This is a genomic window from Pseudomonas medicaginis (assembly GCF_965119365.1).
Taxonomy (GTDB): Bacteria; Pseudomonadota; Gammaproteobacteria; order Pseudomonadales; family Pseudomonadaceae; genus Aquipseudomonas.
In genome coordinates this window covers 3,021,753-3,039,834 of record NZ_OZ221631.1, presented here as the reverse complement: position 1 = coordinate 3,039,834, position 18,082 = coordinate 3,021,753, and the positions used below count along the sequence as shown (strand labels likewise).

Annotated in this window: 17 protein-coding genes; all 17 read right to left on the bottom strand. The window is 58.6% G+C overall.

Going from position 1 to position 18,082, the window contains the following annotated elements:
- Positions 1-525: 525 nt before the first annotated feature.
- The 17 genes from ACMTA2_RS13540 to nrfD all read right to left on the bottom strand — a co-directional run bounded on the left by ACMTA2_RS13540 (position 526) and on the right by nrfD (position 18,042).
- Positions 526-1,518 carry an SDR family oxidoreductase gene (locus tag ACMTA2_RS13540; RefSeq protein ID WP_058542097.1) on the bottom strand — a complete coding sequence of 331 codons (993 nt, stop codon included), beginning with the start codon at positions 1,516-1,518 and terminating at the stop codon, positions 526-528.
- Between the two features lie 34 nt (positions 1,519-1,552).
- Positions 1,553-3,139, bottom strand: coding sequence for a vitamin K epoxide reductase family protein (locus tag ACMTA2_RS13535; RefSeq protein ID WP_231139222.1), 1,587 nt, complete (start codon positions 3,137-3,139; stop codon positions 1,553-1,555).
- A 43-nt stretch (positions 3,140-3,182) separates the two neighbouring features.
- A complete protein-coding gene (locus ACMTA2_RS13530) occupies positions 3,183-4,976 on the bottom strand; it encodes a glycoside hydrolase family 15 protein (RefSeq protein ID WP_413795207.1) in 1,794 nt (597 codons plus the stop codon).
- 2 nt (positions 4,977-4,978) lie between these two features.
- The gene (locus ACMTA2_RS13525) at positions 4,979-6,634 is read right to left on the bottom strand and encodes a GMC family oxidoreductase (protein ID WP_413795206.1); all 1,656 of its coding nucleotides are present in this window, start codon (positions 6,632-6,634) and stop codon (positions 4,979-4,981) included.
- On the bottom strand, positions 6,624-7,265 hold the full coding sequence (locus ACMTA2_RS13520) for a gluconate 2-dehydrogenase subunit 3 family protein (protein ID WP_064106792.1): 642 nt from the start codon (positions 7,263-7,265) through the stop codon (positions 6,624-6,626). Before ACMTA2_RS13520 ends, ACMTA2_RS13525 begins: the two co-directional genes overlap by 11 nt.
- Positions 7,262-8,242 (bottom strand): hypothetical protein, encoded by a 981-nt coding sequence (locus tag ACMTA2_RS13515; RefSeq protein WP_081264395.1) that lies wholly within the window; start codon positions 8,240-8,242, stop codon positions 7,262-7,264. The genes ACMTA2_RS13520 and ACMTA2_RS13515 overlap by 4 nt, the downstream gene beginning before the upstream one ends.
- Position 8,243: 1 nt before the next feature.
- Positions 8,244-9,368 carry an enolase C-terminal domain-like protein gene (locus ACMTA2_RS13510; RefSeq protein WP_058545220.1) on the bottom strand — a complete coding sequence of 375 codons (1,125 nt, stop codon included), beginning with the start codon at positions 9,366-9,368 and terminating at the stop codon, positions 8,244-8,246.
- The gene (locus ACMTA2_RS13505; protein WP_058545219.1) at positions 9,365-9,577 is read right to left on the bottom strand and encodes a hypothetical protein; all 213 of its coding nucleotides are present in this window, start codon (positions 9,575-9,577) and stop codon (positions 9,365-9,367) included. The genes ACMTA2_RS13510 and ACMTA2_RS13505 overlap by 4 nt, the downstream gene beginning before the upstream one ends.
- 568 nt (positions 9,578-10,145) lie before the next feature.
- Complete coding sequence (locus tag ACMTA2_RS13500; protein WP_058545217.1) at positions 10,146-10,793, bottom strand: cytochrome c oxidase subunit 3; 648 nt, start codon at positions 10,791-10,793, stop codon at positions 10,146-10,148.
- Positions 10,780-12,408, bottom strand: coding sequence for a cytochrome c oxidase subunit I (locus ACMTA2_RS13495; RefSeq protein WP_058545216.1), 1,629 nt, complete (start codon positions 12,406-12,408; stop codon positions 10,780-10,782). Before ACMTA2_RS13495 ends, ACMTA2_RS13500 begins: the two co-directional genes overlap by 14 nt.
- Entirely contained in the window at positions 12,405-13,373 is a 969-nt protein-coding gene (coxB, locus tag ACMTA2_RS13490; protein WP_058545215.1) for a cytochrome c oxidase subunit II, read from the bottom strand. Before coxB ends, ACMTA2_RS13495 begins: the two co-directional genes overlap by 4 nt.
- The gene (locus tag ACMTA2_RS13485) at positions 13,370-14,197 is read right to left on the bottom strand and encodes an SCO family protein (protein ID WP_231139221.1); all 828 of its coding nucleotides are present in this window, start codon (positions 14,195-14,197) and stop codon (positions 13,370-13,372) included. The genes coxB and ACMTA2_RS13485 overlap by 4 nt, the downstream gene beginning before the upstream one ends.
- Positions 14,194-14,634: a hypothetical protein gene (locus tag ACMTA2_RS13480; protein WP_058545214.1), complete on the bottom strand. Its 441-nt coding sequence runs from the start codon at positions 14,632-14,634 to the stop codon at positions 14,194-14,196. The genes ACMTA2_RS13485 and ACMTA2_RS13480 overlap by 4 nt, the downstream gene beginning before the upstream one ends.
- A complete protein-coding gene (locus ACMTA2_RS13475; protein WP_413795205.1) occupies positions 14,624-15,478 on the bottom strand; it encodes a hypothetical protein in 855 nt (284 codons plus the stop codon). The genes ACMTA2_RS13480 and ACMTA2_RS13475 overlap by 11 nt, the downstream gene beginning before the upstream one ends.
- A 149-nt stretch (positions 15,479-15,627) precedes the next feature.
- Entirely contained in the window at positions 15,628-16,101 is a 474-nt protein-coding gene (locus ACMTA2_RS13470) for a c-type cytochrome (protein ID WP_058545212.1), read from the bottom strand.
- 62 nt (positions 16,102-16,163) lie between these two features.
- Complete coding sequence (locus ACMTA2_RS13465; protein ID WP_058545211.1) at positions 16,164-16,694, bottom strand: DUF3341 domain-containing protein; 531 nt, start codon at positions 16,692-16,694, stop codon at positions 16,164-16,166.
- Positions 16,687-18,042: an NrfD/PsrC family molybdoenzyme membrane anchor subunit gene (nrfD, locus tag ACMTA2_RS13460; RefSeq protein WP_058545210.1), complete on the bottom strand. Its 1,356-nt coding sequence runs from the start codon at positions 18,040-18,042 to the stop codon at positions 16,687-16,689. Before nrfD ends, ACMTA2_RS13465 begins: the two co-directional genes overlap by 8 nt.
- Positions 18,043-18,082 lie beyond the last annotated feature (40 nt).

Sequence of the window (18,082 nt, the reverse complement as noted above, 5' to 3'; positions counted from 1 at the left end):
CCTAATATTTCTGGGTCGCTTCGTCGGTTGGCTCAAGCCGATGCTCGCTTGCAGCAAGACCAACCTCTCAATCACGGTGTCAACCTGCTCCGTTCCGCGCTCATCCCGCTCCTCACTTACCAACGACCCCTTTCCGGTAAATTGTTCAGTAAACGGCCGCGAAATAGAACAACCGCAAAGCGTCGGCGATCACGCCAAAAACGTATGGCCCCCGATGTAACTCATGATGGCCAGAACAAAAAACAAAAAGGCTATCGTCACGTAGTTGCTCAGCGCACCAAGAAATTTTGACGGTGTGACTCTTCACTTCTGAGGTGCTGGATGTTCAGCGAAACTTAAGCTGCGCGACGAAGATGATGATGATGATCCAGGTCGTCATGTTCCCGGTAGCTGCAACTGCCGTTAGCCAGATGAACATCTTAGTGGGTGCCAGATAATTGAGGACCAGCCCAACAACGAGAATCGCTCTCGAACGTGTTCACGAAAGGGGCTAGTCGTCTACGTCGGCGAGCCCCAAGAGCAGGGTCAACCAACTGCCGTTGCGATGACCAAGCCTGTCACCATGACAACGAGCACAACCATGATACAAATCAGTTTACCGGCTGTCTCAGAACTAAGCCCCACAGCCTTGCCGCAGGCCCGCTCCGAGAAACGTCCCGAGGTACGAGCCAGGCCATTCACTGGTCCATAAAGATTGTCTGATCGGTCAGGGTCCTCCTTCTCGTCAGTGAGCTGACCATCCCACGCCCGTTTGGCCATGACCCGGTCAAGCAGACCGGGAAATAACATGCCGCCCAGAATTGCCTCGAATACTGCTTTGCCGAGCCAGAGTTCACGTGGAGCGTCGATGGCTGCGCGCAAAATCGACAGGGCGGCGACCTCCGGCGAGTAGATCGGGGGCACAGGCTTTGGCCGTTTTCCTAGAGTATTGCGGGCCCAGTCAAACTGCGGAGTGTTGTGTCCTGGTAACTGGACCATAGTCAGACGGATGCGGCTTTTATCGTGGATAAGTTCACTGCGCAGAGAGTCGGTGAACCCGCGGATGGCAAACTTGGCGCCGCAATAGGCTGCCTGCATAGGAATCGCGCGATAGGACAGTGCTGAGCCGACCTGGACAATGGTACCGCGGTCGCGTCCACGCATATAACGTAGTGCGGCGAGGGTTCCGTGAACGAACCCTAGATAGGTGACATTAGTCACTTGACCGATATCAGCCGCCTGGAGGGTCGATACGGGTCCAAAAAGCGTAACCATGGCGTTATTGACCCAGACCTCTATAGGCCCCAACTCTTGTTCGACGCGCTCGGCGGCACGATCCACCGCGGTGAAATCGGCCATGTCGCATTGGATCGTGAGTACCTTGGCGCCCATGTCCATCAGTTCATCTCGCGTGGCAGCAAGCCCCTGGCTTCCGCGTGCAAGCACTGCCACGCGATACCCGGCTCGGGCAAAAGCCACTGCGGTAGCGCGACCGACGCCAGCGGTCCCGCCGGTAATGACTGCCGTTGGCTCCTTCATGCAATCAACTCCTGCTTCATGACTCTGGTAAGGCTCAGCGGATGATCCGGTTCCAGCCACCAAAGCGGTGTCGAATCGGCCCCTTTGGTAGACTGAGGCCAATTACGAGTACGCCGACGATTAAACTCCCGACTGTCGAGGCCGTCGAACCGCCATCGAGAAACCAGGGCGCTGCCACAAGCCACAGTCCGATAGGCAGGTTCAGAAAGCGCAGCGACCTGGCTACCTCGGCCATAGCCAATACAGTGACGGTGAGCAGCAGCGAGCCCATCAGGTGATCACTGTTGGCCATAGCGCCTGCTGTGCCAAAAGTCAGCCGAGTGAACATCAGCCAGACGCTGAGTAAACAAAGCAGTAGCAGGTTCCATGGCACGTTGACACCGCGCAATCCCTGCTGCGCCATGTGCGATAGGCTACCGGTGAACTCGGGCGTGTCGTCTTGCCGGCAACCCTCCATCGCATCGCCTTTGAAGAAAGTCCGCCACATTGGCTTACCGCGGCGCTTGGCATCCTTGAGAAACTGCCCCATGGCAACCAGCTCATCGAGCGCATAGGGCATCATGACCAGCATCGCTAAGGCCTGGATAAGACACAGGGTGCACCACGTGCCAATAACGATCGGCTGAACGATGATGAAGAAGATGCTCACCGCGCCCAATGGCACCACCACTATACCGAATGCAGCGACCATCCACGGCATCGTGCGCCAGCGCCGGGCGTCACCCATCACCGCCATGGTCAACTCAATCATGTAGGCAAGCACGCCGACGCCAGCATCGGACACCGGCCAGGCACGCGACATGGGGGATGTAATGATGATCTCGGTGCCATTAGCCTTTACCGTAGGATCAGTGGAGGGCCCCCCAAAAAAAGGATCCCAGGCACTATTGGTATGACCGATCTGGTAGGCAGCGAGATAATGCGCAAGGAGAACCCCGATAAATGCCAGCAGGGCTATTGGCAGGCGTTGCAGCCAAGTCGAGGGATTGTAGTCCCAGCCCGGGGGCACGGAGCCTTTTTGCATCATCCCGCTCATGCTCATACCGGGCATCATTGGCACCAGCACAGAAAAAGCAATAATCAATCCGCCTACCAACAAAGCGTTCCCGTAGCTGGCGGGGGAAGGTGTCCAAAATACCAACGGCGCGCTGATCAACCAAAGCCCCATAACAGTATTGGCCCAATTGGCCCAGCCGACTCGCTTGAGTGAGAACAATGCGAACGTCACGATCAATATGCCACTAACGATATCATTCCAAGTCATCATCCAAGCGCGGGTGGCAACATCCGCAAGTTCTCGCTCGACAGCCAGACGAGGCAGATCAAGGGCGTCCGGCGCAATATTCAGGTAGCCGAAGGTGAAAGGTGCGCTGATTACCCAGAAGCCCAGCAACGCATTGAGGAGATGACACCACAACGTGGCTAAATGCCGACGCTCCATCATTTGCATGTGTTCGTCCATACTCTGGTCGGACTGCATCGCCCCCTGGCGCAAATATTTTCCTTGGTTTTCCATTGATCGAACCTCACTGGAATACGAAAGAAGACGGGCTGGCAGTGCAACAAGCCTACCCACAAATCGACCAAGTAAGCCGCTCGAGCCCAAATCCAAGCCGCTCATGGGCAGTTCTTATGGTCAGCTACTTAGGCCTGAGCGGCGTCCGCTACGGCCTGCTTACGCTGATAGCTGCCCTTATCAAGCCTACATGTGAGTACGCCTGCGGCAGGTTGCCACGCTGATCGCGGGTTGACGGGTCGATCACTTCGGCGAATAGGCCGAACTTACCCTGCAGGATGTGTAATCGCTCAAACAGGGCTTGGGCTTCAGCAAATGCGCCCAGCGCCGCAAGTGCCTCGACCAGCCAGCAACTACAGATAAAAAAGGCCCCCTCTCGGCCCTCCAACCCGTCCGGATCGCACAAGCGGTAGCGACGCAGAAGCCAAGGTTGACCTTCGATTGTCAAGGTCTTGCAGATGGCATGTACAGTGCCGCGATACAGCGCATGGTCGTATTTAATGAAACCGCTACGTGCGATCAAAAGCAGCGCCGCATCCAATTCCCGTTCGCCGTAAGCGCGAACGAAATGACGACCGTCCGCGCTGACGCCTTCTTGCAGCACCTGCTTGTGAATCGTCTCGGCCTCACGCTGCCAAGTCCGTACGTCGGCATTGAGTTGGTGTCGACGCTGCAACCATAGCGCACGCTGCAACCCGGTCCAGGCCATGACCTTCGAGTGCACGAACTGACGTGGCTCGCTCCGTATTTCCCAGATGCCTTGCCCAGGTTCGCGCCAGTGCGCAGCAATGAAATCAGCCACCGTGCGCATGTACGGCCAATGCGCGCGCAGTGCCGGCGCGTTCATTTCGTCACAAATGTACACACATTCGAGCAGCTCGCCGTAAATATCCAGCTGACGTTGCGTATCGGCGGCATTGCCGACCCGCACCGGTGCGGAGCCGCCATAGCCCTCGGCTTCTACGATGATCCGCTCCGTCGGCACAGGCTCGCCATCCACCGTGTAGAAGATCTTCAAGGGCATGCCCTGTCGCTCAACGGTGTCTTGCAGCCATTGCGCCCAGCGGTGTGCCTCTTCATGACAGCCAAGGGTAAATAATGCACCCAGCGTCTGCCCTGCATCGCGGAACCATGTGTAGCGATAGTCCCAGTTGCGCGTCCCCCCGAGTGCCTCGGGCAATGAAGTGGTGCCAGCGGCGATCACCGCCCCGGTCGGCTCGTAGATCAGCAGCTTAAGGGCTATGGCGCTACGCACGATTAACTCGCGATGAAGGACGGGACACTGCAGCCTGGCGCACCAAGCCCGCCAGGCATCAATTGTGGCATCCCGGCGCGCCCAGCATTGTTCCTGCGACAACGGCGTGGGCTGTGCTGAATCGAGCCCCGCGTACAGCGCCACTATAAAACGCTCTCCGACCTTGACCGAGCGCCGGCCGCGCCAGCCCTTGTCGGTGCGCTCCATCTGGAGCTTGGTGTCGAGTCGCAGCGGCGGGCTTTCAGTCTGCAACTGCCCCGACTCATTTGGTTCCCATGTTGCTAGCGACTGCCCGAAGCCTGACGCAGGCTCAAACACCAATTCGAAGTTCAGCTCCCCGGATACGCCTTCTACACACCAGAGCAGGCTCTGTTGCATGTTTTCTGCCGGCCATACCATAAACTGCGTGACGCGCGCCTCGCCTTCGGAATTTTCCCACCGCTGTTCAAGGACTGCGGTATTTTCCAAGTAGCGCATTCGCGGCTTGGCACCGCCGGTCGCTGAAAGATGCATCCGGCCGCCACGGGACCGGTCCAACAACCGCCAGATCACGGGATCAGCGTCAAAGCGGCACGGGCAGAACCATTGCAGCTCTCCATCCTGGCCGACCAGCGCTATCGAACGGCCGTCACCCAGAGCCGCCAACGAGTTGATAGAAGGATATCCATCGTACGCGCCATCGGTCATGGTTACAGTTCTCCGCGACTTGCCAACTGTTTGATTCGGTCAGCCGTACGGCAAGCAATGGCCTGAATAGTCAACGAAGGATTGACGCCCCCCACGGTGGGGAATACCGAGCCATCACAGATCCAAAGATTGGGGATATCCCAGCTGCGACAATCGGCATTGACCACGCTCTCTTCGCGACAGGATCCCATGCGCGCGGTGCCGTTGAGATGACAGGTGTCGTCCGTTTCTCGCCAGATGTCACGGCCTCCTGCCGCTTGCAATCCTTGCTCCATGAAATCCAACGAGTGGCGCACCAGACGCCTGTCGTTATCGCACAACGAAAAATCCAGCTTGGCGACGGGCAGGGACAAGCCATCCAGCCGATCGCTTAACGTTACCTGATTGCTCAATTGAGGCAGGGTTTCGCCAACGATTTTGAGTCCTGCAATGTGGTTGTAGCGCTGCATCTCACGGAGCAACGCTTCCCCCCAAAGCCCTCGTCCCGCTTGCACTGCAGCCCATGCCATCGGCAACGGTCCCTGACTCATGAAGCAGTAGCCACCATGGAAATCCTTGCCGCGATCCTCGTAATTCCAATGTTCGCAGAGGGCGAGAGAGGGTGGCCCCTTGTACGAGCGGACCTCTTCCGGCATCTCCCCCCACACCGCCTGGTTGAGTTGCACCATGAGGTATTTACCCACTAGGCCGGAACTGTTGGCCAAACCATCCGCAAACTTTGAATTGGCCGAGTTCAATAGCAGACGGGGCGTTTCAATTGCGCAACCTGCCACCACCACGTTGCGCGCCCGCTGGAAATGCCATCCCCCCTGACGATGGAAATGCACGCCCGAGGCCAGTCCGCGTGAGTCGGTTTCGATGCGCCCGACCATGGCCAGATCACGAATTTCGGCCCCGGCGTTGAGCGCTTTTGGAATCCAGGTATTGAGCACGCTCTGCTTGGCGTTGGTCGAACAGCCACTGACACAAAAACCGCGATAGACACACGGTGGCGCGTTTTCACGCGGTGCTGACAAAGTTGCCAATGGCGTCGGTGCCCAGGCGACCCCCATCGCTTCGCACGCCCGCGCCAAAACCAGCCCTGCTGCATTCACCTCATGATGACGATAGGGATACCGGGGACGCCGAGGCCCCCACGGGTAACGCACCGGCCCGGAAATTTTCAGCATCCGCTCGACTTCACCGTAGTAATGCCACATCTGCTGCCAGTCGATAGGCCAATCCGCTCCGTAACCTAGCAGCGATCGCGACTTAAACCACTCAGGGCGAAACCTGAGCGAAACCATCGCAAAATGCACCGTGCTGCCCCCGACCGCTCGCCCGCTGTTGTTCGAGCCCAGTTTCAAGGGATTGTTACCCGAGCAAAGGCGATCATCCAGCCAGAACAGTTTCTGTTGGTGCAGTTCATCCGATGCAAACTCTTCCAGCGGTCTCCACCAAGCTCCTGCATCGAACGCCACCACCGAAAAGCCCGCCTGGGCCAACCGACAGGCCAGGGTGCCGCCGCCAGCGCCTGTGCCGACAATGGCGAAGTCCACGGGCTGGTCCTGCGGATATTCGCGCATGGGCACCCATCCGCCCGCCCGGAATACATTCGGCGCCAGGCCATTCAATCCGCGCGGTGTGTGCAGCGCATCGAGCATATCGTTATCTGACATGGCGATTGACCTCAACGATCTGAAGTGCCTGGTCTTCCTTAGCCTCGGCGGGCTCCCAAGGGTCACGTCGATCAGGCCCCAGCCGCACGTAGCCGCGTGGACTGGCCGGGCCACCAAAGCCAATTTCGCTCCAAGCACTGGGATGGCTGTAATACGCTACGACCAGGTCATGCATCAGGCGTGATCGAAAAAGCAGTTGGCTTGGCAGATGGTCCCAACGAGGCGAAGTGACCGTGCCCTGCTCCACCGCGATAATCAATGCATGCTGTTGTTCGCAAGACAATTCATGGAAGGCCACGCCATGACATGACATGGCCTCCTCATCGATGGCGACCAATCCCTGACACCATGCCTCTGGCGCAGGTGGCAGGCGGGTATCGATATAGCCCTCGCGAATCGCATTGTGCAATTTGTGGTCGACCATGGCCGCCACAGGAATAGCAGGACGGTCAGCGGGTTGCGGCAAGACACAGGCGCAGAATGCCAGCAGGGTTCGCCATTGTGTGTCGTTGAAAAATCGAGGCAAGAGCGGCACCGCCAGACGTTGCTCGATAACAGTGCGGGTGGCTTCATTCCACGAGGGGCCACTTCGTTTATCCATTACGTCATAACCGGGATAACGCGTTTTCATGATCGATCTCGACGCAACTTGATATGCGTTTCGGCGTCGAGCAAGCGATGCGCTGCGAGCCCAGCCAGCGCCAGCCCCGTAAAGCCTGGTGGCGCGGGAATCGGGGGGCCGACCTGCAGATTCTGACGCCAGTTCTTCCACCCACCGAAATTGCGGCTCACGCCAAAGCCGTGGAAGCAGCTGCCCATCAGCCCCATGATCGCTGTCATGCGCAGCCCTAATCGAGACATCCAGCGCAGACGCGGTTGCGTTTCGCCTCCCAGTACGGTGGCTACCAGCAGACCAGCGGCCATCGGCGGCAAGCTGACCGGCAGGTACATGACGGGATTCTGAAACGCCCCCCTGAAATGTAACAGCCCAGCCTCCGCCACTGTTCCCAGCAAACCTGCTGCGGTCATCCAGGCGACCGCTTCACCGGCAGGCAGGCCGAATACTTTGGGCAACGTATCCTGGGCGGTATCACGAACCCGCTCACCGTAGACGCCGAGCAAGCCTGACAAAATCAGCGCTGCGGGAGCCCCGAGTGGTGCGGCATAAAACAGATTATCGGCATTGAAGCCACCGGGTTTACGGCTGATGTTGTAGAAGTGAAAAGCCGTGCCTACAAACCCCGTAATCACAGCACCGGTGTAGACGTAATCGCGCAGACGATGCGCTGCCGGCGACTGATCCTGCAAACCATGAGCGCTGGCCACCAGTGCCAGCGTGGAAGTCACCAGCGGCATGTACATGGCTCGATTATGAAAGGCTCCACGATAATGCTCCAGGGCGCTGTCCGCAGCGACGGATAGAGCGAGAATTCCCGCACCACGATTGAGGCGTCGAGCGGCGCAGATATGAGGCGAAGAAGCAGTGTGTGGCCCTTCGCAAGTGTCGTGACGCCGGCCACACTCAAGTTTCTGCCAGGCATACGCGCCCCCCCCAAGTACGCCCAGCGCACCGGCGGCCAGCAGTTTCAGCAAACGGCTTGAGGCCATGTCAACCCTCCCAGACTGCGCAGCATTCAACGTCCCTGTGTTTCAACTCCAGCCCAAGGCCCGGCCGATCCGTTCTCACGCGAATCTCACCTTGCTGAATAACCGGTGCTCCATCGAAAAACATCGATTCGATACGGGCGTGGTCGGCGAACCATTCAATGTGTTCAAGCCCTGTGGTCGTACATCCCAGATGCAGGTGCAGCGCGGGCGCGCAATGGGCCGAACAGACGCGGTGGGCGGCTTGTGTCAAGGCTGCGATACGGCGCCACCCCGTGACACCGCCACAGCGTGTGGCGTCAATTTGCAGCACGTCCACAGCCTCGGCTTGGAGCATCCGCATCGCGTCCTCAGGACACCAGATGTATTCCCCCGCCGCGATGTCGATGGGCAGTCCCGCCGCGCTCATCGCCTGACGCACCTGCGAGAGACCGGCAATATCATCAGAAGTGACCGGCTCTTCGAACCAACCCACGCCTTCATCTGCGACGGCATGGGCGAAGGTGATCGCCGTACGCACCGTATGCGCACCGTTGGCATCGATCATCAACTCAGCGACACCCACGGCCCTCCTTGCTTCCCGCACCCGCTCCAGATCCCGTGCGTGCTGGTTGCCGATCTTGATCTTGATCCGGCAACACCCGTCCCTCTGAGTCCAACCTTCCAGTTGCTCAATCAGCTCGGGCGTGTCGAACGAGGTAAAGCCGCCACTGCCATAGACCGGCACGCCATCACGCACCTTGCCCAGCAGGGTCGCAAGCGGCACGCCAATGGCGCGCGCCTTGAGATCCCAAAGTGCGATATCCACGGCTGAGAGCGCCATTGCCGCCAGCCCCGTACGACCAAGGTTGCGAACTTGCGCCTGAAGGCGATCGAACAGTGCCTCGACAGACCAGGCGTCGGCGCCCAACAGTCGCGGTTTGAGGGTCTCGATCACGAACCGGGCCATCAGCGGATCGGTATAGCTGTAGCCCAGCCCTTCGTGGCCACCTGCCTTTATCTGTACCACCACCATGCCGGTAGAGGACCAGCCAAGCGTGCCATCGGTCTCCGGCTCGTCAGTGGGGATTCTATAAGCCTTGGCAAGGACCGAAGTGATCGGTAGCGTTGGCGAAGCCTGAATACTCATGCGTCTTTCCCCAGGCCGGGCAGGAGTCTGCCGACGACCTGCCTGGCAGTCTGTTTGAGGATAGCTGCCTCGTCCGGATCGCCTTCGATCAGGATGCTGGCAAACTTTTTCGCCTGAACCCCGTTGATATCGTCCCAGGGGTAGCCAAAGATACGTGTCACGCTCCATTGACTGAGTCGCTCGATAAGAAAATCACTCACCGTCGCCATACGCTTTCTCCTTTGCGCCAAGCGTTTGAAAACGAAATTTCGCGAATGAAATTACGACTCGGCATCCGAAGAGGCGTTCAGAGAAATTCCATGAAACATTCAATGGAAAGCAACGAAGGGCTTGGCTCGGTCCCGGCCAGATAGCAGGTTTCGCTCAGGCATTTCGAGCACTGATCGCTGCGAAGCCATGCGCAAGAAAGGAGTGACTTACTGGGCGACTATTCGTCCCGCCATCACCTTTCATCGGGGTTCGAACCGGGTCCCGATCGACCGTAGGGTGGGAGCATCAAAGGGACCACCCTGCGTAAGCTGGCCTAACGAGTCATTATGTCAATGACGGGGCCGGCGAAAAGCAGCAATAGCCAGAACCCGCCCCCCAGCGCAAAAAGACGAACAAGAGCACTTTGGCTCTTGAGCTCGACGAAATACATCAGTATCAGGCACGCCTCGCCCAAGGCACATGTCAAGACGAGAGCGCCCCGATATGGAAAAGACGTCAGGGAACCGAGGATCGCAATGCCTAGCAAGACCAGTGCGCCCAGATAAACAGCGAACAATCGAGACGCAGTCATACGGGCCTCCCGATGAGATAGAGCGAAGGGTATAAAAAGATCCAGATGACATCCACGGTATGCCAGTAGAACGCAAACGTCTCGATTACAGTCACCCGCCCGGGCATCGGCAGGCGTCCCAGGCAAAGCCGCAGCCAAATGCCCAATCCCAGGACACTCGCGACCAGGATATGCAGCGCATGCAGCGCGGTGCTGATCAGATAAAGCCCCATGAACAAGCGTGCCGGCGGCTCTTCGAGGGGAGCCTGGGACGTGAGGACCGGCAATAGGCCTTCTGTGTATTCCCAGTGGTATTCGTAGCCCTTGAGCGCCAGGAAACCAATCGCCAATCCTACCGATACCAACAGCATCACTTTCAGGCGTGCCATTCTCGCCTCACGCGCCGCCAGGATGGCCAGGCTCATGGTAAAACTACTGGTCAGTAACAACGCGCTATTGACCCCACCCAACCCGTAATGCAAATGTTCGACCGCCTGACTGATCTGCGCCTCATAGGCGAAGCGGTAGTATCCGATGATGAACAGCAGGCCGCCGAACATCATGATCTCAGTACTCAGAAACAACCACATCCCCAGATACGCCCCCTCCCGCCGTTGCGCAGCGGTCTGGAACTGGTCGGTGATGGGGCTTCTAAGTCCGGCCATGGGTTGCCTCGGGGGGATAGTCATAGGCCTCGAAATCCACGACCGGAGTTTCCACGAAGTTATGCTTGGGCGGCGGTGAAGGCACGCTCCATTCGAGGCCTGCGGCAAGCCATGGATTGGCAACTGCCCGGGGGCCTTTGAACAGCGACCAGGTCAAATAGATGAACGGCAGCGTATACGCAACGCCGAGTACCGCCGCGCCGGCAGAAGACATGTCATTGAGAAATTGGTATTCGGGGCTGTAGCTATGATAACGGCGCGGCATACCCAGATAACCGAGAATGAACTGTGGAAAGAACGTCAGGTTAAAACCCGCGAACATCATGACCGCCGCCACGCGCGCCCAGAGTTCGGGATACAGCTTGCCAGTGATCTTGGGCCACCAGAAATGCAGCCCGCCGAAGTAGGCCGAGACCGCCGCCCCCACCATGATGTAATGAAAATGCGCCACGACGAAATAGGTGTCATGGACATGGACATCCGCAGCCAATAACGCGACGAACAATCCCGAAGTCCCGCCGAACAGGAACAGCGTCATGAATGTAAGGGTGTAGAGGAATATCGCGTTAATGGTCAGGCGGCTTTTGAAGTAAGTAGCCGTCCAGTTGTATGACTTGATCGCGGACGGGATGGCGATCAGAAAGCTCAACAGTGAGAACAGCATGCTGGCATACATCGACTGGCCCGCGACGAACATATGGTGCCCCCAGACCATGAAACCGAGGATCGCAATTGCCACGCTGGAAAATGCGACGAAGCTATAGCCGAAAATCCGCTTATGCGCCGAAGCGGTGACCAGTTCACTGATCACACCCATGCCCGGCAACAACATGATGTAAACCGCCGGATGGCTGTAGAACCAGAATAAGTGCTGAAACAGCAACGGATCCCCCCCCAGACGGGGGTCGAACACGCCGATGCCGAAAAAGCGCTCAGCAGCCAGCAGCACCAATGTGATTGCCAGCACCGGTGTAGCCAATACCAGGATCACCGAGGTGGCATAGAGAGACCACACGAACAATGGCAAGCGGAACCAGGTCATGCCGGGGGCCCGCAAGGTGTGGACCGTCACGATGATGTTGATGCCGGTGAATATCGACGAAAAACCGGTCACGAAGATGCCTATGATCACAGCAACCACATGACCGTGACTGAACATCGTCGACAATGGGGTATAGAAGGTCCAACCGGTGTCCACCCCGCCAGCAATCAGGGAACTCATGGTGAACAGACCTCCGCCGACCAGCAAATACCAGCTCGCGAGGTTCATGCGGGGCAAAGCCATGTCCTTGGCGCCAATCATCAAGGGGATCAGGAAGTTACCAAGCACCGACGGAATAGACGGAATCAGGAAAAACCAGACCATGATCACCCCGTGCAGCGTGAAGCTGCGGTTGTAGCCATCCGGCGTGAGGAAGTCGCCGGACGGCGTGATCAATTCGATGCGGATAGCGCCCGCCGCCAGGCTGCCCACGAAGAAGAAAAAGGTCACTGCGATCATGAAAAGAACCGCAATACGCTTGTGGTCGGTGGTCAAGAACCATGATTTCAGACCGTGTTCGATGTCCAGGTAACTTGGCTCGGTACTGGACACGTGGCGGATTCGAGAAATCATTGCGCGTCTCCGTTTTGCTGCGGCGTCGCCAGCGACTTGATATAGGCCACCAGGCGAAGCACAGCCTCTTCGTCCAGGACATTGGAAAAGGTCGGCATGATCGGCTCGTACCCGGCGGTGATCTGTTTTTGCGGCAACAGGATGGAGTCCCGAATGTAGCCGCTGTCCGCAATCACTTTGCCACCGTCGGCCAGCGCCACGGCGCGCCCATAAAGCCCCGACAGGGGGGGCGCGTGCACCAGGGCACCGTCGGGACGGTCAACGTGGCAACCGCTGCAACCAAACTGACGAAACAGCCCTTCCCCCTGTCGCGCCAGGCTTTTCGAAGTACCGGACTCCTCCAGCCAGCGCTCGTACTCCTCAGGTTTGAGCACCACCAGTTTGACCCGCATTGTCGAATGATCGGTGCCGCAATATTCCGCACATTTGCCCTCGAAGGTGCCGGGCTTATTGGCCTCGAACCACATGTGCGTATAAGTGCCTGGCAATGCGTCCTGTTTGTTGCGCATGACCGGGAAATAGAGGCTGTGGATCGCATCTTGAGAAATCAGGTTGAGTTTCACCGGCCGCCCCACAGGCACGTGCAGCGCATTGATTTCACGCTGGCCACCCGGGTGTTGGAACTTCCACATCCATTGCTTGGCCACCACATGGATTTCCATCGCGTCCGCCGGTGGTGTACGAGAGACGTAGTAAAGCCGGGAAGACAGAACGAAAAGCACCATGGCCCCCAGGAACGGCAGAGCTATCCAAGTGATCTCGATCTTATGGTTGCCGATGGAGCGATGGTCCCGGGGAACTTTTGTACCCTGGCGGTAGCGAAAGGAAAAGACCAGCAAACAGACAAATACAGGCAACACGAATAACAACATCATCCCGGTAAACGTTGCCACCAGCCAATCCACTTGCCCGGCGTAATGGGAGGCCTGTTCGGGCCAGAACTTGATGAACGTATTCTCGTTCATGGCGTTCTCCCCTTGCGTAGCCAATCGCGACGCAGCGCCCAGCCAATAAAACCGATCAGTAGCAATACCGTCATGACGCCTGCGATTTTCAGCGCGAGCATCACCACGCTGTCATATCCTCCGACTCGGGGGTTGTAGTGGTAGCAAAGCAAAAGCAATTGATCGCCCAACGACCCGACATTGCCCTGGCCCGCCTCGGTGATCGCCAGTCGCATGTCATTGGGTTGATAACCGAGGCCATAGAGCCAGCGAGCCAAGCGCCCTTGCGCCGTCAGCACGGCGATGGCCGACACATGAGCATACTGTTGCACCTTGGGATCGTAGCGATACCGGAAGCCGACCGCGTCGGACAGCGCTTTGGTCGCGACATCATCACCCACCAGGAAATACACACCCTTGGCATCAACCTGTTGTGGCCAACGCTGGCGCAGTTTGTTCATCTCTTTTTGCGCGTCAGCCACTGTTTCAGTTGGGTTGAAGCTATAGGCAATCAGATCGAAATCCTGGCCGACACGGTAATCCAGCGCCTCAAGAACGTTGAACAGACTCGCCAGTTGCGCTCCGCAGACATTCGCACAGGTGTAATACACCGGGGCCAGCACGACCGGCCGCTTGCCCAGCAGATCGCCCAACCGAACGGAACGTCCTCGTTGATCCGTCAATCGCGTCGCCAAAGGAACCGAGGCGCCTGGCTTTTGATCGATGCCGGCCGATCCAAAGGGGTCGAACAGCTCTGCCGCCTGGACATTCAGGCACCCGATGAACAGCACCGCACAGCCAAGCCACCATCGCGCCAGCCGTTTTGTAACGTTTGAGTCGATCACGGTGCACGCTCCTGCTGGCCCTGGCGCAACAGCGGGTAGCGCCGCTCCCCTGGCCGCCATTGCGCCCGGGTCGTCCAGCCTGTTCGCACCAACTCAGCCTTGGCCTGGGCAATCGGAATATGCGCGATGCCACGACGCGGATCGACCCAACCGCTGCCGGCCAGGCGCTCCCGGGCTTGCTGGATAATCCGCGCGCCGTGACTGGATGGATCGGATTCCAAATGGGGTTCAGGCACTGGCTCGCGCTGTGTTTCCAGAGGGGTCAGGGGCGGTTGACGGACCGACGCCCCATAAACGAAAAGGGTCAGCTTGACCACCGTCACACAGAGTGCCAATGCCACCACTAAGCCAATGCCTGTATAAACAATGGCTGCTACGTGAACGTCCCGTTGCTCGAAGCCCTTTTCTTTCGACAATTGTTCGGTATCAATGTCCATCGACCCTCCTTGGAGCCAGAATCGTCCCCACCAGGCCGCCAAACCCCAACCAAGCGGCCAACGCGAACACAAGCGCAATGACCGGGACCAAGCCTTCCAGCGCAGGCAACACCAGCCAAGCGCTTTCAAGCAGGCCCAAGGCCAGCGTGATAAGGCTCAGCGTGGCCAAGACGCCAGGCCGCTCACTCCACGGAAACAACAACGCTAGCGCGACTAACGCACCTTGCCCGAGGGCTATCACCCAAAGCATGTATGCCCAAACGCCAACCGCACGGACCTCATACCAATTGATTTCACGGGGCAAGTCGGCCGACCAGATCAACAGATATTGCATGAAGTGCAGGTACAACCAGGCGTGAACGGCGGCTGCCAACAAACCGCGCAGCACGCCAGGACGTGGTGCGTGCCGTGACAAGGCAAACAGAATCGCCAGCGCAATGCCCGAGAGCATGGACCGTCCAAGGTACAAGAGGCCAAAGATCGAAGAATGGAAATGCCGATCAAGTGTCATGATCCAGTCAATTCCGGCAGCCGAAACGGTCAGGACCATCAGGATGGCACCCACTGCTGCCAGTTCCGGCCGCAGGCGGACAAGAGGCAAGATCCACCGGGCCAGGGCAATCCAGGCCGATGCATACAGGACAGCCCTGAAAATGAAGGACCCAGGGGATAGCCAGGCACCTCGGAACCCTTCGAATTGCTCATGGCTCCAGGCAAAAAGTTGATCGAGCCCCACGAGCATCGGCAGCAACATCACAACGATCATCGGCACGGTTCGCGCGATCGCGGCGGCTCCCGGCCAGAGCATGTCTCGCCAACTGCCCGAGACGAGGGCCAGGAGCATGGCCAACGTCAGGCCGCCTAGGGGTAAGGCCGCCACGCCGACCAATCCCACCAGGCAGCCGGCCAGGACTTCGCGATCAGCGAAAAAACTCCCCACAAGCAGGAGGAGTCCGCCCAATAGCACGGCTGAAACAGCCCAACGGCGGACTGTCATGGATGAGCCTGCGTGGCATGCCGCTGGTGAACCGTCAAACGATCCGCCTCGGCATGTCGGCTCAATTGAAGCGCACGAATATAGGCGACGATTGCCCAACGATCAGCCGGCTCCACCCGTGCCGCATAGCTGTACATCTGTCCGTAACCGTAGGTCATTACGTCGACCAAATGCCGGTCTGGCGCCTCGCGCAGCCGCTGCTCGGTAAAGTCCGGCGGTTTGGGAAACCCTCGGGCCACCACGGTCCCATTGCCATCACCCGCCAATCCGTGGCAAGGCGAACAGTAGATATCGAAGCGCTCCTGGCCTCGATCCAGCAACGCCTGGCTCATCGGTGGCCGTTTTTGCAGCACAGCCGCCCGTTCAAGGGCTCCACGGGCAATGGTTCCGGCCGGTGGGCTCTGGTTGACTTTACCGTCGGAAAAAAATTCGCTGCCCCCCTGGTCTTTGGCCTTGCGTTGGCGAGACATATCATCGCAGCCCCCCAGTGCCAGAAGCGCTGCGGCGAGCACCAAGCAACGCCACCTCGGGATCACATCGCCACCCGCGTCACGGAGACTGCGCGGTCGGCAAGCCAAAGTGCCGTCTCGACCCCATCGAAGCGGGGGTCATCGCTGCGTATGCAGAGGAGGAATCGATCATCCATCGCCCGTCTGAACACGTCGGCTTCAAACAGTGGATGGTGCAACCGTGGTAGTCGGCACAGCCAGTACAAACCGAACACCGAAAAAATCGCCCCGAACAGCACCGCCATCAGGAAGGTCACGATCATGAACGCCGGCAGGGCAATCAAGGGGCGCCCGCCGATGTCGATCGGGTAATCCAGACTGGCGTAGACCTGCAGGCCGAAGCCACACAGAGCCCCCAGCAAGGCGCCACCGATGCCGAACCACAGCACGCGACGGTCCTCGAGCCGAAACGGTTTTTCCAGCGCTGCGATGGGGAATGGGCTGTACGCCTCGAGCCGGGAATACCCCGCCGAACGCGCCGCCCTGGAGGCATCGACCAATGCCTGGGGTGTGGCAAAATCGGCCAGCAAGCCGTAGAGGCGTGTCTCATTCATGCTTGTCTCCTCGCGCGTGGAACAACGCTTCCTTTACTTCGAAACAAGACACCATTGGCACGAACCGGATGAACAGCGCGAACGGCATGAGAAACAAGCCAAAGGTCCCGATGAACAACGCCCATTCCCAAAAAGTCGGCCCGTAGGCATTGCTCCACATCGACGGCATGAAATCCCGCGTGACCGGGGTAATGACCAGCATGAATCGTTCAGCCCACATGCCGACCAGCACCGCCATGCTGGTAATGACCAGCAATGACGGACTGCAGCGCACCCGACGCCACCACAGAGCTTGCAGCATGACGACGTTGCAGAAGATCGCCAGCCAAAAGCTCCAGGCGTTCGGCCCGCAGAGTCGGGTCATGGTCACGTGCAGCTCCTGTGGCTCGCCGCTATAGAACGCCGTGAACAGATCGGCTATGTAACCGTACGAAGTGAGCCAGCCGGTTGCCAGAATCAGCCGGCCCAACTGGTCCAGATGCCGCAGGGTGATCAGACGCTCATACCCCAGGAACCTACGCAAGCCACAGGCAATCACTGCCACCAGGGCGAAACCGGAGAACACCGCCCCGGCCACGAAATACGGTGGAAAAACCGTCGAGTGCCAGCCCGGTTCAAGCGCCAGATCCAGCAAAAAGGAGTAACCGCTGGAAACCGAAAACACCAGGGGCACCGCGAGCAACGCGATGAGCCGATAAGCCCGGCGCCAATGCGCCCAATGCGACGCAGCTCCGCGCCAACCAAGCGCCAGGACGCCATAGAACAACTGCTGGCGGCGTGTCCTGGCCCGATCCCGGGCCGTGGCGAAATCCGGTACCGCACCGATATAGACGAACAACAAGGACACCACCAGGTAGGTGACTACTGCAAAAAAGTCCCAGGCGGTAGGGCTTTTGAACTGCGGCCACAGGCCCAGTGTGCTTGGGTACGGCGCGGTGTAGAAAAACAACCAGGGACGCCCCAGGTGCAAGATGGGATAGATGCCGGCACAGACAACTGCCATGACGGTCATCAGTTCCGCCAGCCGGTTCAACGAATTGCGCCAGGGACGGTCCAGCAACAACAGCAGCGCGGAGATGAACGTGCCGGCGTGGCCGATCCCCAGCCACCACATATAGTTGAGGATCGCGAAGGCCCAACTCACCGGAATATTGTTGCCCCATACCCCAACACCTTTGTAGAACAGAACGATGACCGAGACGCCGAACAACAAGAGCAAAGCCATACCGGCACCGAACAAAACCCACCATTGCTGCCGGTGACCAAACACCAGCGGCGTATCGATTATCTGCTCGGACACCCTGCCATAGGCCAGGTTCTTGGGCAGAAAATGCGGAGTGGCGGCCATCAGTGGCGCTCCATGGCCAAACGGCCAGCACGCTCGGTTC

What these genes read in the sequence shown, in the direction of transcription:
- ACMTA2_RS13540 (WP_058542097.1), bottom strand. Translation starts at nt 1,518, where the DNA reads ATGAAGGAGCCAACGGCAGTCATTACCGGCGGGACCGCTGGCGTCGGT.
- ACMTA2_RS13535 (WP_231139222.1), bottom strand. Translation starts at nt 3,139, where the DNA reads ATGAGCGGCTTGGATTTGGGCTCGAGCGGCTTACTTGGTCGATTTGTG.
- ACMTA2_RS13530 (WP_413795207.1), bottom strand. Translation starts at nt 4,976, where the DNA reads ATGACCGATGGCGCGTACGATGGATATCCTTCTATCAACTCGTTGGCG.
- ACMTA2_RS13525 (WP_413795206.1), bottom strand. Translation starts at nt 6,634, where the DNA reads ATGTCAGATAACGATATGCTCGATGCGCTGCACACACCGCGCGGATTG.
- ACMTA2_RS13520 (WP_064106792.1), bottom strand. Translation starts at nt 7,265, where the DNA reads ATGAAAACGCGTTATCCCGGTTATGACGTAATGGATAAACGAAGTGGC.
- ACMTA2_RS13515 (WP_081264395.1), bottom strand. Translation starts at nt 8,242, where the DNA reads ATGGCCTCAAGCCGTTTGCTGAAACTGCTGGCCGCCGGTGCGCTGGGC.
- ACMTA2_RS13510 (WP_058545220.1), bottom strand. Translation starts at nt 9,368, where the DNA reads ATGAGTATTCAGGCTTCGCCAACGCTACCGATCACTTCGGTCCTTGCC.
- ACMTA2_RS13505 (WP_058545219.1), bottom strand. Translation starts at nt 9,577, where the DNA reads ATGGCGACGGTGAGTGATTTTCTTATCGAGCGACTCAGTCAATGGAGC.
- ACMTA2_RS13500 (WP_058545217.1), bottom strand. Translation starts at nt 10,793, where the DNA reads ATGGCCGGACTTAGAAGCCCCATCACCGACCAGTTCCAGACCGCTGCG.
- ACMTA2_RS13495 (WP_058545216.1), bottom strand. Translation starts at nt 12,408, where the DNA reads ATGATTTCTCGAATCCGCCACGTGTCCAGTACCGAGCCAAGTTACCTG.
- coxB (WP_058545215.1), bottom strand. Translation starts at nt 13,373, where the DNA reads ATGAACGAGAATACGTTCATCAAGTTCTGGCCCGAACAGGCCTCCCAT.
- ACMTA2_RS13480 (WP_058545214.1), bottom strand. Translation starts at nt 14,634, where the DNA reads ATGGACATTGATACCGAACAATTGTCGAAAGAAAAGGGCTTCGAGCAA.
- ACMTA2_RS13475 (WP_413795205.1), bottom strand. Translation starts at nt 15,478, where the DNA reads ATGCTCCTGGCCCTCGTCTCGGGCAGTTGGCGAGACATGCTCTGGCCG.
- ACMTA2_RS13470 (WP_058545212.1), bottom strand. Translation starts at nt 16,101, where the DNA reads ATGTCTCGCCAACGCAAGGCCAAAGACCAGGGGGGCAGCGAATTTTTT.
- ACMTA2_RS13465 (WP_058545211.1), bottom strand. Translation starts at nt 16,694, where the DNA reads ATGAATGAGACACGCCTCTACGGCTTGCTGGCCGATTTTGCCACACCC.
- nrfD (WP_058545210.1), bottom strand. Translation starts at nt 18,042, where the DNA reads ATGGCCGCCACTCCGCATTTTCTGCCCAAGAACCTGGCCTATGGCAGG.